At 52.5% G+C, this 12,205-nt stretch carries 12 protein-coding genes, 3 tRNA genes and 1 other RNA gene; 10 read left to right on the top strand and 6 right to left on the bottom strand.

The annotated features are described in order from the left end of the window. Window positions 1-2 precede the first annotated feature (2 nt). The 6 genes from pal to BG55_RS22170 all read left to right on the top strand — a co-directional run bounded on the left by pal (window position 3) and on the right by BG55_RS22170 (window position 2,008). Window positions 3-518 carry a peptidoglycan-associated lipoprotein Pal gene (gene pal / locus BG55_RS20600; RefSeq protein ID WP_034941589.1) on the top strand — a complete coding sequence of 172 codons (516 nt, stop codon included), beginning with the start codon at window positions 3-5 and terminating at the stop codon, window positions 516-518. A 9-nt stretch (window positions 519-527) separates the two neighbouring features. After that, window positions 528-1,328, top strand: a complete 801-nt coding sequence (cpoB, locus tag BG55_RS20595) for a cell division protein CpoB (protein WP_034941587.1) — start codon at window positions 528-530, stop codon at window positions 1,326-1,328. Between the two features lie 164 nt (window positions 1,329-1,492). Beyond that, a tRNA-Lys gene (locus BG55_RS20590) sits at window positions 1,493-1,568 on the top strand. 68 nt (window positions 1,569-1,636) lie between these two features. Beyond that, window positions 1,637-1,712: transfer RNA gene (locus BG55_RS20585), tRNA-Lys, on the top strand. Between the two features lie 64 nt (window positions 1,713-1,776). Then, window positions 1,777-1,852, top strand: a tRNA-Lys gene (locus BG55_RS20580). A 31-nt stretch (window positions 1,853-1,883) separates the two neighbouring features. Then, window positions 1,884-2,008, top strand: a non-coding RNA gene (locus tag BG55_RS22170) — RtT sRNA. Between the two features lie 66 nt (window positions 2,009-2,074). Here the strand turns inward: BG55_RS22170 and BG55_RS20575 are convergent. Continuing rightward, window positions 2,075-3,538, bottom strand: a complete 1,464-nt coding sequence (locus BG55_RS20575) for an AlkA N-terminal domain-containing protein (RefSeq protein WP_034941872.1) — start codon at window positions 3,536-3,538, stop codon at window positions 2,075-2,077. 174 nt (window positions 3,539-3,712) lie between these two features. Here BG55_RS20575 and BG55_RS20570 point away from each other — a divergent pair, with 174 nt between their 5' ends. From BG55_RS20570 to pnuC, 3 genes are all read left to right on the top strand, one after another. Further along, the gene (locus tag BG55_RS20570) at window positions 3,713-4,243 is read left to right on the top strand and encodes a methylated-DNA--[protein]-cysteine S-methyltransferase (RefSeq protein ID WP_034941585.1); all 531 of its coding nucleotides are present in this window, start codon (window positions 3,713-3,715) and stop codon (window positions 4,241-4,243) included. Window positions 4,244-4,371: 128 nt separating this feature from the next. Continuing rightward, the gene (nadA, locus tag BG55_RS20565; RefSeq protein WP_034941583.1) at window positions 4,372-5,415 is read left to right on the top strand and encodes a quinolinate synthase NadA; all 1,044 of its coding nucleotides are present in this window, start codon (window positions 4,372-4,374) and stop codon (window positions 5,413-5,415) included. A 36-nt stretch (window positions 5,416-5,451) separates the two neighbouring features. Then, entirely contained in the window at window positions 5,452-6,156 is a 705-nt protein-coding gene (pnuC, locus tag BG55_RS20560; protein WP_034941581.1) for a nicotinamide riboside transporter PnuC, read from the top strand. On the opposite strand, the gene zitB is transcribed toward pnuC, so the two are convergent. Then, window positions 6,150-7,067 (bottom strand): CDF family zinc transporter ZitB, encoded by a 918-nt coding sequence (gene zitB, locus BG55_RS20555; protein WP_034941579.1) that lies wholly within the window; start codon window positions 7,065-7,067, stop codon window positions 6,150-6,152. The two genes, pnuC and zitB, sit on opposite strands and share 7 nt — an antisense overlap. 308 nt (window positions 7,068-7,375) lie before the next feature. After that, on the bottom strand, window positions 7,376-7,720 hold the full coding sequence (locus BG55_RS20550; RefSeq protein WP_034941576.1) for a protein YbgS: 345 nt from the start codon (window positions 7,718-7,720) through the stop codon (window positions 7,376-7,378). A 283-nt stretch (window positions 7,721-8,003) separates the two neighbouring features. Between BG55_RS20550 and aroG the strand changes: the two genes are divergently transcribed. Continuing rightward, window positions 8,004-9,068 carry a 3-deoxy-7-phosphoheptulonate synthase AroG gene (aroG, locus tag BG55_RS20545; protein ID WP_034941574.1) on the top strand — a complete coding sequence of 355 codons (1,065 nt, stop codon included), beginning with the start codon at window positions 8,004-8,006 and terminating at the stop codon, window positions 9,066-9,068. 49 nt (window positions 9,069-9,117) lie between these two features. Here the strand turns inward: aroG and gpmA are convergent, their stop codons facing one another. From gpmA to galK, 3 genes are all read right to left on the bottom strand, one after another. Next, window positions 9,118-9,870, bottom strand: coding sequence for a 2,3-diphosphoglycerate-dependent phosphoglycerate mutase (gene gpmA, locus BG55_RS20540; RefSeq protein WP_034941572.1), 753 nt, complete (start codon window positions 9,868-9,870; stop codon window positions 9,118-9,120). 152 nt (window positions 9,871-10,022) lie between these two features. Next, on the bottom strand, window positions 10,023-11,063 hold the full coding sequence (gene galM / locus BG55_RS20535) for a galactose-1-epimerase (RefSeq protein ID WP_034941570.1): 1,041 nt from the start codon (window positions 11,061-11,063) through the stop codon (window positions 10,023-10,025). Further along, window positions 11,057-12,205: a galactokinase gene (gene galK, locus BG55_RS20530; RefSeq protein ID WP_034941567.1), complete on the bottom strand. Its 1,149-nt coding sequence runs from the start codon at window positions 12,203-12,205 to the stop codon at window positions 11,057-11,059. Before galK ends, galM begins: the two co-directional genes overlap by 7 nt.

Below are 12,205 nucleotides of genomic sequence, written 5' to 3'. Positions count from 1 at the left end.
AAATGCAACTGAATAAAGTGCTGAAAGGCTTAATGCTGGCACTGCCAGTAATCGCAGTGGCTGCATGTAGCTCACACAAAAATAACAACAACGACCAGACCAACGGTATGGGCGATGGCTCTGCAAACAGCGGCATGAACGGCGGTAATATGTCCTCTGATGAGCAGGCTCGTCTGCAAATGCAGGAACTGCAAAAAAACAACATCGTTTACTTTGGTCTGGATAAGTTCGACATCCAGTCAGAGTTCGCTCAGATGCTGGATGCGCACGCGACCTTCCTGCGTAGCAACCCGTCTTACAAAGTGACTGTAGAAGGTCATGCGGATGAGCGTGGTACGCCTGAGTACAACATCGCCCTGGGCGAACGTCGTGCGACCGCGGTGAAAATGTACCTGCAAGGTAAAGGTGTGTCTGCTGACCAGATCTCTATCGTTTCTTACGGTAAAGAGAAGCCAGCTGTACTGGGTCATGACGAAGCGGCTTACGCCAAAAACCGTCGTGCCGTACTGGTATACTAAGAGAATCATATGATTAGTAACTTCAGACTTCACTTGTTGAGTCTGTCGTTACTGGTTGGCGTAGCGGCTCCCTGGGCCGCTAATGCCCAGGCGTCAATCAGTAACGTTGGCTCTGGCTCGGTCGAGGACCGTGTCACTACCCTTGAGCGTATTTCTAATGCTCAGGGACAACTTGTTCAGCAACTCCAGCAGCAGCTCTCCGACACACAACGCGACATCGACTCTCTCCGTGGACAGATTCAGGAAAATCAGTATCAACTGAGTCAGGTCACTGAACGTCAGAAAAATATCTACCAGCAACTTGATACGCTCAGCAGCAGTAACAGCAGCAGTGCGGCCTCACCTGCCGCCAGTGACGCTGCCACAGGTTCAGCAGCGAGCAGCGCCGGAACGCCTGCGCAGGACAGCAGCAGTAACGCCGCCCCGGTGCAGAGCGGGGATGCCAATACCGATTACAATGCGGCTGTGGCACTGGTGCTGGAGAAAAAACAGAATGAACAGGCTATTGCGGCTTTTCAGGCCTTTGTGAAGAAATACCCGGATTCGACTTATCAGCCTAACGCTAACTACTGGCTTGGTCAGTTGAATTACAACAAAGGTAAAAAAGACGACGCGGCATACTATTTTGCAACGGTAGTAAAAAATTATCCCAAATCGCCCAAAAGTGCCGACGCTTTGTACAAGGTTGGGGTGATCATGCAGGAGAAAGGCGACAGTGCGAAAGCGAAAGCCGTTTTCCAGCAGGTGATAAAACAGTATCCCAACAGCGATGTGGCAAAACAGGCGCAAAAGCGTGCTGCGGCCCTTTAACTGACAGCCTTTCTTCGTTAACTGGATGTTTTCTACCCTGCACGGATGAAAGTCAGGCAGTTGAACGGCTTATCTGAAAATAGTGGTTGCGCTGTGACGTCAAATCAGTAATATATGCCGCCGTTGCCGGGACATATGTTAAAACGTTCTGACAGTGTAAAAGTGGGTCGTTAGCTCAGTTGGTAGAGCAGTTGACTTTTAATCAATTGGTCGCAGGTTCGAATCCTGCACGACCCACCACTTTAAGCGATAATAATGCAGTTATCGTCAACGGCATGGCAGGTAGTAAGGGTAGTACATCGCACGGCGGGTCGTTAGCTCAGTTGGTAGAGCAGTTGACTTTTAATCAATTGGTCGCAGGTTCGAATCCTGCACGACCCACCACTTAAAGCACGATGGTATCTGTTACCCGCACGACATAAAGCAGTAAAAATAATTTATTCAGAGCGGGTCGTTAGCTCAGTTGGTAGAGCAGTTGACTTTTAATCAATTGGTCGCAGGTTCGAATCCTGCACGACCCACCAGTGTAGAAAGGCACCCTAAAGGTGCCTTTTTGCTTTTGAAAAATCGTGCAGGGTTCGAACCTGCCGCAGTTCGAGTCGAACGCAGTGAGACAGCGTTGCCAGCGGCAACGACCCGCAGGGCGAGGCGTAAGCCGAGTCATCCTGCACGACCCACCAGTGTAGAAAGGCACCCTAAAGGTGCCTTTTTGCTTTTGAAAAATCGTGCAGGGTTCGAACCTGCCGCTAAAGGGTTTTCTCTGGCGTCAGATTTTTCCAGATATGCATCACCGCATAACTTCGCCACGGGCGCCACGCCTGGGAAATCTCTTCTGCCTGCCGGGCGGTAACGCCACCCAGATTTTTTCTGATCACCACATCTCCGCAGGGGAACGCGTCCGGCCAGCGCAAAGCACGCATCGCGATATAATGTGCCGTCCATTCACCGATACCGGGCTGAGCGATCAACTGCGCAATCGCCTGCTGGGGATGTAACACAGGTTCAACGGGCAAGACGCCGCGGGCAAAGGCTTCAGCGAGGCCGATCAGCGTTCTGGATCGGGCGCTGACGATACCCAGGCTGGCAATCTGATCCACCGTACTCTCTGCCACGCGGCACGACTGCGGTGAAAGCGAAGTCAGTTCAGCAAAAGGCGTAGTGAAAGGTTCTCCAAAAGCAGCTGTGAAGCGCCCCCCAAGAGTGGTGGCGGCTTTAACGGTGATCTGCTGACCCAGTACCGCTCTGATCACCATTTCGAAGCCATCAAAAACGCCAGGAACGCGTAAACCCGGATTATCAATTACACTCTGCCGCAACAATGCATCTTTTTGCAGATGACTGGCAATCAGCTGGGGATGTGCATCCAGATCGAACAAATTACGCAAGCGGCGAAGTAAGACAGGCAGTGCCGGCGTGAGGGAATGGCTGAACTCTACCTGCAATGCATCCCGACGAGCCTCTGCAACCCGAATCCAGCCTTTGTGTTCCCCAAGGCATACCGTGCGGGAATAGCTGTCAGCATCAACCCACTCCACCCCCTTCAGCGCGCGCAGGCGCAGAAAGGCGAGCATCGCCGCCCAGTCATAAGGTGGGCGATAGCTGAGCAATAAGGTTGAGCTCTGATCCACCCCAGCCGCACTCCTTACATTGCCGCTTTCTTTACGCAGACGACTGGGGGAGAGTCGGTACTGTGCACTGAAAACATCATTGAAGCGTCGCAGGCTGCCAAAGCCACTGGCATAGGCCACCTCGGTTACCGGCAACGACGTTTCCGTCAGCAGTTGCTTTGCCAGCAGAAGGCGGCGGGTTTGTCTCAGTTCAAGCGGTGATACCCCCAGTTCTTTCTGCACGATACGCCGTAACTGCCGGGAGCTGATTGCAAGCTCTCTGGCTATTTGATCAAGCGTAATAACCTCTTCACTCAGTCCCTGCTCAATTTTTTGCAGTAACAGATGGGCTAAACGCTTGCTGTTATCTACCGGCGCATTACCGGGTGCCAGTTCCGGGCGGCAGCGCAGGCAGGGACGAAAGGCGGCTTTTTCAGCGGCTTCGGCGCTGGAGAAAAACTGGCAGTTTTCCTCACGAGGTGATCTGGCCGGGCAGACAGGCCGACAATAAATCCCGGTAGAGGTCACGCCGACATAAAAGACGCCATCAAAGCGATTATCGCGGGAAGTTAAGGCACGGTAAGCGACTTTTCCATCAATCATAGTCAGTTCCTGCATACGGTTTTCTGGCAGGTTAAGTCTATTTTGTCAGCTGTACCAGCCGTTTTCGGACAACGATATAAAAGTTTTTTGCTGTCCGAAAACGGCTGGCGCACAGAAGAGATTCGCGGATAATAAGTGCAGTGTGAGCGATACAGGTGACAGGGGAGAAACGTAATGAGCTGTTTTTTCAAAACAATGTCTTCGCCCGTGGGCGAACTGAAATTAGTCGCCAGCGAAAAAGGCTTAATGGCCGTGTTGTGGGAGAATGACCCACCCGGTCGCGTACGGCTGCCGGATCAGCTGGAGGATGCTCAACATCCACTGCTGTTGGAAACGGAAAAGCAACTCAGTGAATATTTTAACGGCAGTCGTCGGCGCTTTACATTAGCCCTCGACTTTCGGGGAACGGAATTTCAGAAAAAAGTCTGGCATGCTTTGCTGGCCATTCCCTTCGGTGAAACCCGCAGTTACCGGGAAATTGCACAGGAAATTGGTCATCCAAAAGCGGTCAGAGCTGTTGGCGCAGCCAATGGCAGAAATCCCCTTTCTGTTATTGCTCCCTGTCATCGGGTAATTGGTGCAAATGGTAAGCTGACGGGTTTTGCCGGAGGGCTGGCAGTGAAAGCCTTTCTGCTGGAAATGGAAAACAGGCCATGTGGAGAATTTGTTCAGCTTCCGACGCTTGCTGGTGCCGAAGGCGTGTAAAAAACTGAGCGACATGGGTCGTGATTAAGGTTATCTTGTTTAGCATATAAAACAATAATGACCTTGCAGGCGGTGGATAAAGGCAGTTTTCCGCTTGTTTGTTCAGTCAGGAAAACGTGAGTAGTGCTATGAGCCTGATGTTCGATCCCGACACCGCTGTTTATCCGTTCCCGCCTAAGCCAGCACCGCTTACTGCGGATGACAAACAGTTTTACCGTAATAAAATCAAAAAATTACTTAAAGAGCGCAATGCCGTCATTGTCGCTCACTACTACACCGATCCTGAAATCCAGGCGCTGGCTGAAGAAACCGGCGGCTGTGTAGCCGACTCACTGGAGATGGCGCGTTTCGGCAGTCAGCATAGTGCATCAACCTTACTGGTTGCGGGTGTGCGTTTTATGGGGGAAACCGCTAAGATCCTCAGCCCCGAAAAAACCATTCTGATGCCCACTTTACAGGCGGAATGCTCGCTCGATCTGGGCTGCCCGGTTGAACAGTTCAGTCAGTTTTGCGACATGCATCCTGAGCGCACCGTAGTGGTTTATGCCAATACCTCAGCGGCGGTAAAAGCGCGTGCTGACTGGGTGGTCACTTCCAGCATCGCGGTCGAGCTGATTGAACATCTTGACGGCCTGGGGGAAAAAATTATCTGGGCGCCGGACCAGCATCTGGGCCGCTACGTCATGCGGCAGACCGGTGCGGATATCCTGTGCTGGCAGGGAGCCTGCATCGTTCATGACGAGTTTAAAACCCAGGCACTGCACCAGATGAAAACGATGTTTCCCGATGCGGCGGTGCTGGTACACCCGGAATCACCACAATCCATCGTTGAGCTGGCCGATACGGTGGGGTCGACCAGCCAGCTAATCCAGGCGGCTAAAACCTTACCGCACTCCCGAATGATTGTTGCGACCGACCGGGGTATTTTTTACAAAATGCAGCAGGCTTGCCCGGATAAAGAGCTGCTGGTGGCACCCACGGCAGGAGAGGGGGCAACCTGTCGTAGCTGCGCACACTGTCCCTGGATGGCGATGAATGGTCTGAAAGCCATTGCTGAAGGGCTGGAGAAAGGCGGCAAGGCGCACGAGATTGCAGTGGATGAGCAACTGCGTGAAAGCGCGTTGTTGCCACTGAATCGTATGCTAACCTTTGCTGCACGTTTAAAAGGGTAACCCTGGCCCCTTGCTGCTCAGGACAACGGTGTTGATATGGATTTTTTTAGTACGCATAACATTCTGGTTCATATTCCTCTGGGCACCGGGGGATACGATCTCTCATGGATCGAGGCGATTGGCACCGTGGCGGGGCTTCTCTGCATCTGGCTGGCCAGCCTGGAAAAAATCACCAACTATGCTTTCGGGCTGATCAACGTCACGCTCTTCGCCGTGATCTTCTTTCAGATTCAGCTCTATGCCAGCCTGCTGTTACAGATCTTTTTCTTCGTCGCCAATATTTATGGCTGGTATGCGTGGAGCCGACAGACGGCAGACAATCAGAACCTGTTGCAGATCCGCTGGATGAGTCTGCCAAAAAGGTTGGGATGGACCATAGCATGCATTGTGGCGATTGCATTAATGACGCTGTATATCAATCCGGTTTTTGGCTGGCTGACCAGGGTGGCAGTATCGTTGATGCAGGCGCTGGGTATCTCAGTGGTGATGCCTGTGTTGCAACCGGATGCTTTCCCGTTCTGGGATGCCTGCCTGCTGGTGCTGTCGGTGGTGGCGATGGTCCTGATGACGCGGAAATATGTTGAAAACTGGCTGCTGTGGGTAGTGGTCAATATTATCAGTGTGATGATTTTTGCTCGCCAGGGTGTCTATGCCATGTCCCTCGAGTACGCTGTCTTAACCCTGATTGCTCTGAACGGCTGCTGGCTGTGGATTAAAAGCGCCCGTCAGGGCGCTCAGTGATGATGGTGGGCGTGCTTGTTCAGACTCAACCCGCAGTCACTGTCTTCACAGCGCTGATATTCCATCTGCACCGTGGCGTGTTCGATCTGATAATTGTTATGCAAAAAGTCATGAATACGCCGCAGCAGGGCATCGTGGTCATGAGGCGGGACAACCTGCACATGCAGCGTCATTACCGGTTTTTCGCCCACCTGCCATAGATGCAGATGATGAACATTGCGCACTTCAGCAATCCCACGGGTTAATGCCCGCTGTACTTTTTCCACGTCCAGTGAGGCAGGTGCGCCTTCCAGCAGCTCATGCAGGCTCTCTTTCAGCAAGGTCCAGGCACTGCGCAATACCAGCATTGAAACCAGTACCGACAGCAGAGGGTCAATGGGGGTCCAGCCGGTAAAAATGATGATCAGCGCAGCGACAATGGCTCCAACCGAACCCAGCAGATCGCCCATCACATGCAACGCGGCGGCGCGCACATTGAGGTTTTTCTCCTCATTTCCCTGATGCAGCAGCCAGAAGGACAGCAGATTCGCCAGCAGTCCGGCTACGGCAATACCCAACATGAAGCTCCCCATTACCGGGGCCGGGTGCAGAAAGCGTTGCACGGCTTCCCAGACGATCAGTGCAGTGATCGCAACCAGAGCAATAGCGTTGACAAAAGCGGCCAGCGTGGTCAGCCGTAAAAGGCCAAAAGTATGGCGGGCATTGGGTTTACGCCTGGCAAACTGCACCGCCAGCAGGGCCATCAACAAGGCTGCGGTATCGGTGAGCATATGCCCGGCGTCAGCCAGCAAAGCAAGCGAGCCGGACAGTAAACCCCCGACGACTTCTGCCACCATAAAAACGGCGGTCACCAGAAAAGCAGCCAACAGTCGGCTGCGATTGCTGTTGGATTCAGAGTGGGTGTGTGCCATAGATTTCCGTTTTCTAAATTTGCCTGGTTCAATGATATCAACTAATTCAGGGCAGCAGGAGAGCGATGTCGTGGGATACCCCGTAAGGTCTGAGTTCAGAACGACCTTAAGCACCAGGTGAAATATCCTCCGTTCGCCACTCATTTCGGGCAGGTCAGTGGCTGCGGGCGCTGACAGCTGACCCTTTTCTCCAACGGCTAAGGGAGATTTTCAGATTATCCGCCCTTATTCATCAGTAGTGCGGCAGGGAGGAGTTGAAATAAAAAAGGAGAGCCGAAGCTCTCCCCGATGACAACGAGTGAAATGGATTACTGGGTGGTGCCGTCAGTTTTAGTATTCGCATCCGGACCAACTTTCTTATTCACGTCCGGACATTTACCGTCTTTACACTCACTGTTTTTGTGAACCTGGGTAGCCGTCATCTTTTTAGTATGGTGTTTGGTTTTTTTATGATGGGTAGTGGCATCACCCGTATTATTAATTTTACTGTTATCAACCCCGTTAGGAGCCAGTTTCTGAGCGGCGCCACCAGACACGGCACCAGCCGCCGCAGCCTGGTTAGCTGTGCCATTGTTGCTGTCTTCGGCCATTGCTGCGCCACCAGTCAGAGTCATTGCTGCTGTCAGAAATACAATTGCAAACTTATTCATCATCATTCTCCATCACTATTTGCACTTTGCAGAACCAGGCCCAATTGCAGGAGGCTGGATAAAGGTCTTTCATCTGAGGCAATCTCCGTAAGAAGTTACCTGAGCCAGATTTGTAACAAGGAATTGTTTTAAAATGTTGATAATAAAGTGTAGTTAAGAACCCCAAAACAGCAAACCAGTGTGAAAGGAATTTGCGCAAAGTTGATTTACAGCATCCGGCCCACACGATAAATTGGAGGAGATACGCCCGTTGCAAGTTACGGTTTAGAAAATACCTGGAAAGACTATGAATTATCAGAACGATGACTTAAGAATCAAAGAGATAAAAGAATTACTTCCTCCTGTTGCTTTATTAGAAAAGTTTCCGGCTACTGAAAAGGCGGCGCAAACCGTTGCCAGCGCCCGCCAGGCTATTCATCATATTCTGAAAAAGAGTGACGATCGGCTGTTAGTGGTCATTGGTCCCTGCTCAATTCACGATACCGTTGCGGCAAAAGAGTATGCCGGGCGTCTGCTGAAGCTGCGTGAAGAACTCAGTGATTCGCTGGAAGTAGTGATGCGGGTTTACTTTGAAAAACCCCGTACGACGGTAGGCTGGAAAGGGTTGATCAACGATCCGCATATGGATGGCAGTTTTCAGATCAACGATGGTCTGCGCATTGCCCGTAAATTGCTGCTGGAGATTAACGATACCGGGCTGCCCACTGCGGGAGAGTTCCTGGATATGATCTCTCCGCAATATGTCGCTGACCTGATGAGCTGGGGAGCGATTGGTGCGCGTACCACGGAGTCACAGGTTCATCGTGAGCTGTCATCCGGATTATCCTGTCCGGTTGGTTTTAAAAACGGTACGGATGGCACGATCAAAGTGGCAATTGATGCCATCAATGCTGCCAGCGCACCACACTGTTTCCTCTCAGTGACCAAATATGGACATTCTGCCATCGTTGAAACCGCCGGCAACAGCGACTGCCACATTATCCTGCGCGGTGGTAAGGAACCTAATTACAGCGCACACCATGTCAGTCAGGTTAAAGCCGGGCTGGAGAAATCGGGTCTCGACCCGCAGGTCATGATTGACTTCAGCCATGCCAACAGCAGCAAACAATTTCAGAAACAGCTGACCGTCGCTGAAAATGTTGCACAGCAGATTGCTGGCGGTGAAAAGGCAATTATCGGGGTGATGATTGAGAGCCATCTGGTTGAGGGTAATCAGAGTCTGGAAAGCGGTGAAGCGCTGGTGTATGGCAAAAGCGTGACGGATGCCTGCATCGGTTGGGAAGATACGGAGAACGTGTTACGCCAACTGGCTGAAGCCGTAAGGCGTCGTAAAACTGGCTCCGGTGTCTGAATAACAACCCCACCGGTGGTGGGGTTTGACGTTATACAGGATCGAAAAATTACTTCGCTTTACCCTGATTAGCCACGGCAGCCGCTTTGGCTGCAATCTCGTCGGCATCACCCAGATAGTAGTGTTTGACTGGTTTGAAGTTTTCGTCAAATTCATACACCAGTGGCACACCGGTAGGGATGTTCAGTTCGAGGATCTCTTCTTCACTCATATTGTCGAGATATTTCACCAGCGCACGCAGCGAGTTACCGTGAGCAGCGATGATCACTTTCTCGCCTTTTTTCATGCGTGGCAGAATGGATTCATTCCAGTATGGCAATACGCGATCGATGGTCAGCGCCAGGCTTTCGGTGGTAGGGAGCTGCTCAGCAGTCAGCGACGCATAACGCGGGTCATGGCCGGGAAAACGCTCATCAGCACGATCCAGCTCTGGTGGTGTTACCGCAAAGCCACGACGCCACTGTTTAACCTGCTCGTCACCGTATTTCTGGGCCGTTTCCGCTTTGTCCAGACCCTGAAGTGCACCGTAATGGCGCTCATTCAGACGCCAGGATTTCTCCACAGGTAACCATACCTGGTCCACTTCATCCAGAATGTTCCACAGCGTGTGGATGGCACGTTTCAGCACGGAGGTGTAAGCGAAATCGAAGGTAAATCCTTCTTTTTTCAGCAGCTGACCCGCTGCTTTCGCTTCGGTACGCCCTTTATCGGAAAGGTCCACATCGTACCATCCGGTAAAGCGGTTTTCGTTATTCCACTGGCTTTCGCCGTGACGTACCAGAACCAGCTTGGTTACAGCCATTGCTTAACTCCTTAATAATCTGACGTTTCTGAGATAATGGTAAACCGAAAATTGCCTGATGCAGCCGTCGCAATTTTTGCTGGTCAATACCATAGCTGAAATCTTCACGGCAAGTAAGCCTGTAGCGTACACCATGCGCGATTTTCATGCGCTCAGTCAAATGCTGTCAGACGATAGCGGGTCACTGACTGATACGATTCACCTGGCTGCAACCAGCAGTCAGGTTGTGGCCACTCCGGATGATTTGGCGAGTCGGGGAGAAACTCACTTTCCAGCGCGATCCCCTGAAACGCACCATAAACACCCTGTTCGCGAGCCGGCGTGCCTTGCAGATAGTTGCCAGAATAAAATTGCAAAGCGGGGGCGGTGGTGAACACGCTCAGCTCAAGCTTACCGTCCGCTGACCACAGCCGGGCAGCGGGCTGCGAGGCGCTCTCTTTATTCAACAGGAAAGCATGATCGTAGCCCTTCACCGCACGCTGGTCGTCATCCTGTAAAAAGTCCTTTGCCACGAGTTTTGGCTGGCTGAAGTCGAAGCTGGTGCCTGTCACTTGTTTTAAATCGCCGTTCGGAATGCCTTCACCGTCAACCGGCAGATAATGTGTGGCATTAAGTTGCAGGCGATGATGGCGGGCATCACCATGTTCGGCGTCCAGATTAAAGTAGGCGTGGTTGGTCAGATTGACCGGGCAGGGTTGGTCAACTTCTGCCCCGAAACTGACTGACACCGTATTATCATCATCCAGCCGGTAAAGCAGCGTGACCCGTAAATTTCCGGGATAGCCCTGATCGCCATCGGCAGAAACCAGCTGATATTCCACTTCCTGCTCTGCCTGACGCACTATCTGCCACCGGCGATAATGAAAGCCGGTCGGGCCGCCATGCAACTGATGTGCGCCCTGATTTGCCACCAGTTGCCAGCTTTTACCCTCTCTGCTGAAGGTCGAGTGGGCAATGCGATTGGCGTACCGGCCTATCGCTGCGCCCAGATAGGCTGACTGATGCAGATAATCGGAGGGTGTGGCGCAGCCCAGCAGCGCCTCACGCACCGTGTCGTCATGCATTGGTACGCGGGCGGAGAGCCAGGTGGCCCCCCAGTCCATAAAGGTTGCTACCATTCCCCCGGCATTTCGCAAGGTGGTGATATGCCACGGCTGACCATCCGGGGCATGAGAAGTTTGTTCGTTCAGCATTGTCCTGCTCCTGCCGACGCTTTGCAGACATAAAAGGTTTCTTTAATCCCGGATTTCGCTTCGTACTGTTCTGCCACGGCGGTTCTCACGGTATCGACCAGCGCCTGTGGCATCAACGCCACCACGCAGCCACCAAAACCCCCGCCGGTCATACGCACGCCACCGCGTTCACCCAGCGTGGCTTTGACAATCTCAACCAGCATATCGATCGGCGGTACGGTAATTTCGAAGTCATCGCGCATCGAAGCATGAGATTCTGCCATCAGCACGGCCATCCGCGAAAGATCGCCTTTTGCCAGCGCATCGGCGGCTTCCAGCGTGCGGGCATTCTCGGTCAGTACATGGCGAACGCGTTTTGCCACCACAGGATCCAGCTGCTGTTCGACCGCTTTAAACTGGTTCAGATCCACATCGCGCAGTGACGTCTGGCTGAAGAAGCGTGCGCCGGTTTCACACTGCTGACGGCGGGTATTGTATTCACTTCCCACCAGACTGCGGCGGAAGTTTGAATTAATGATTACCACGGCAATATCTTCCGGCATCGGCACAGGGCGGGTGCCCAGCGTCCGGCAATCCAGTAGCATGGCATGATCTTTTTTGCCCAGGGCGGAAATCAGCTGATCCATAATGCCGCAGTTACAGCCGACGAACTGATTTTCTGCTTCCTGTCCGTTCAGCGCAATCCCGGCCCCGTCCAGCGACAGATGATAGATTTGCTGGAAAACCGTACCGACCGCGACCTCAAGAGAGGCTGAAGAGCTGAGACCTGCCCCCTGTGGCACGTCCCCGCTAATCACCATATCCATGCCGCCAAAGCTGGCATCGCGTTTTTGCAGATGTTTCACCACGCCGCGCACATAGTTTGCCCACATCTGATCCGGATGGCTGAGAATCGGTTGATCGAGAGAAAAAATATCCTGCTGATTATCGTAATCCGCCGCGATCACCCGAATTTGCCGGTCGTCACGTTTCGCGCAGGCAATCACCGTCTGGTAATCAATGGCGCAGGGCAGAACAAAGCCATCATTGTAATCAGTGTGTTCACCAATAAGATTCACCCGACCTGGTGCCTGGATGGTGTGGCTGGCCTGATAGCCAAATTGATCGGCAAAAATCTGGTGGGCAGAGGTCTTTAAAGTCAT

It is taken from the genome of Erwinia mallotivora (assembly GCF_000590885.1).
Taxonomy (GTDB): Bacteria; Pseudomonadota; Gammaproteobacteria; order Enterobacterales; family Enterobacteriaceae; genus Erwinia; species Erwinia mallotivora.
The sequence above is the reverse complement of the archived record's forward strand: the minus strand, read 5'-3'. Positions and strand labels throughout refer to the sequence as shown.

What these genes read in the sequence shown, in the direction of transcription:
- pal (WP_034941589.1), top strand. Translation starts at nt 3, where the DNA reads ATGCAACTGAATAAAGTGCTGAAAGGCTTAATGCTGGCACTGCCAGTA.
- cpoB (WP_034941587.1), top strand. Translation starts at nt 528, where the DNA reads ATGATTAGTAACTTCAGACTTCACTTGTTGAGTCTGTCGTTACTGGTT.
- BG55_RS20575 (WP_034941872.1), bottom strand. Translation starts at nt 3,538, where the DNA reads ATGATTGATGGAAAAGTCGCTTACCGTGCCTTAACTTCCCGCGATAAT.
- BG55_RS20570 (WP_034941585.1), top strand. Translation starts at nt 3,713, where the DNA reads ATGAGCTGTTTTTTCAAAACAATGTCTTCGCCCGTGGGCGAACTGAAA.
- nadA (WP_034941583.1), top strand. Translation starts at nt 4,372, where the DNA reads ATGAGCCTGATGTTCGATCCCGACACCGCTGTTTATCCGTTCCCGCCT.
- pnuC (WP_034941581.1), top strand. Translation starts at nt 5,452, where the DNA reads ATGGATTTTTTTAGTACGCATAACATTCTGGTTCATATTCCTCTGGGC.
- zitB (WP_034941579.1), bottom strand. Translation starts at nt 7,067, where the DNA reads ATGGCACACACCCACTCTGAATCCAACAGCAATCGCAGCCGACTGTTG.
- BG55_RS20550 (WP_034941576.1), bottom strand. Translation starts at nt 7,720, where the DNA reads ATGATGAATAAGTTTGCAATTGTATTTCTGACAGCAGCAATGACTCTG.
- aroG (WP_034941574.1), top strand. Translation starts at nt 8,004, where the DNA reads ATGAATTATCAGAACGATGACTTAAGAATCAAAGAGATAAAAGAATTA.
- gpmA (WP_034941572.1), bottom strand. Translation starts at nt 9,870, where the DNA reads ATGGCTGTAACCAAGCTGGTTCTGGTACGTCACGGCGAAAGCCAGTGG.
- galM (WP_034941570.1), bottom strand. Translation starts at nt 11,063, where the DNA reads ATGCTGAACGAACAAACTTCTCATGCCCCGGATGGTCAGCCGTGGCAT.
- galK (WP_034941567.1), bottom strand. Translation starts at nt 12,205, where the DNA reads ATGACTTTAAAGACCTCTGCCCACCAGATTTTTGCCGATCAATTTGGC.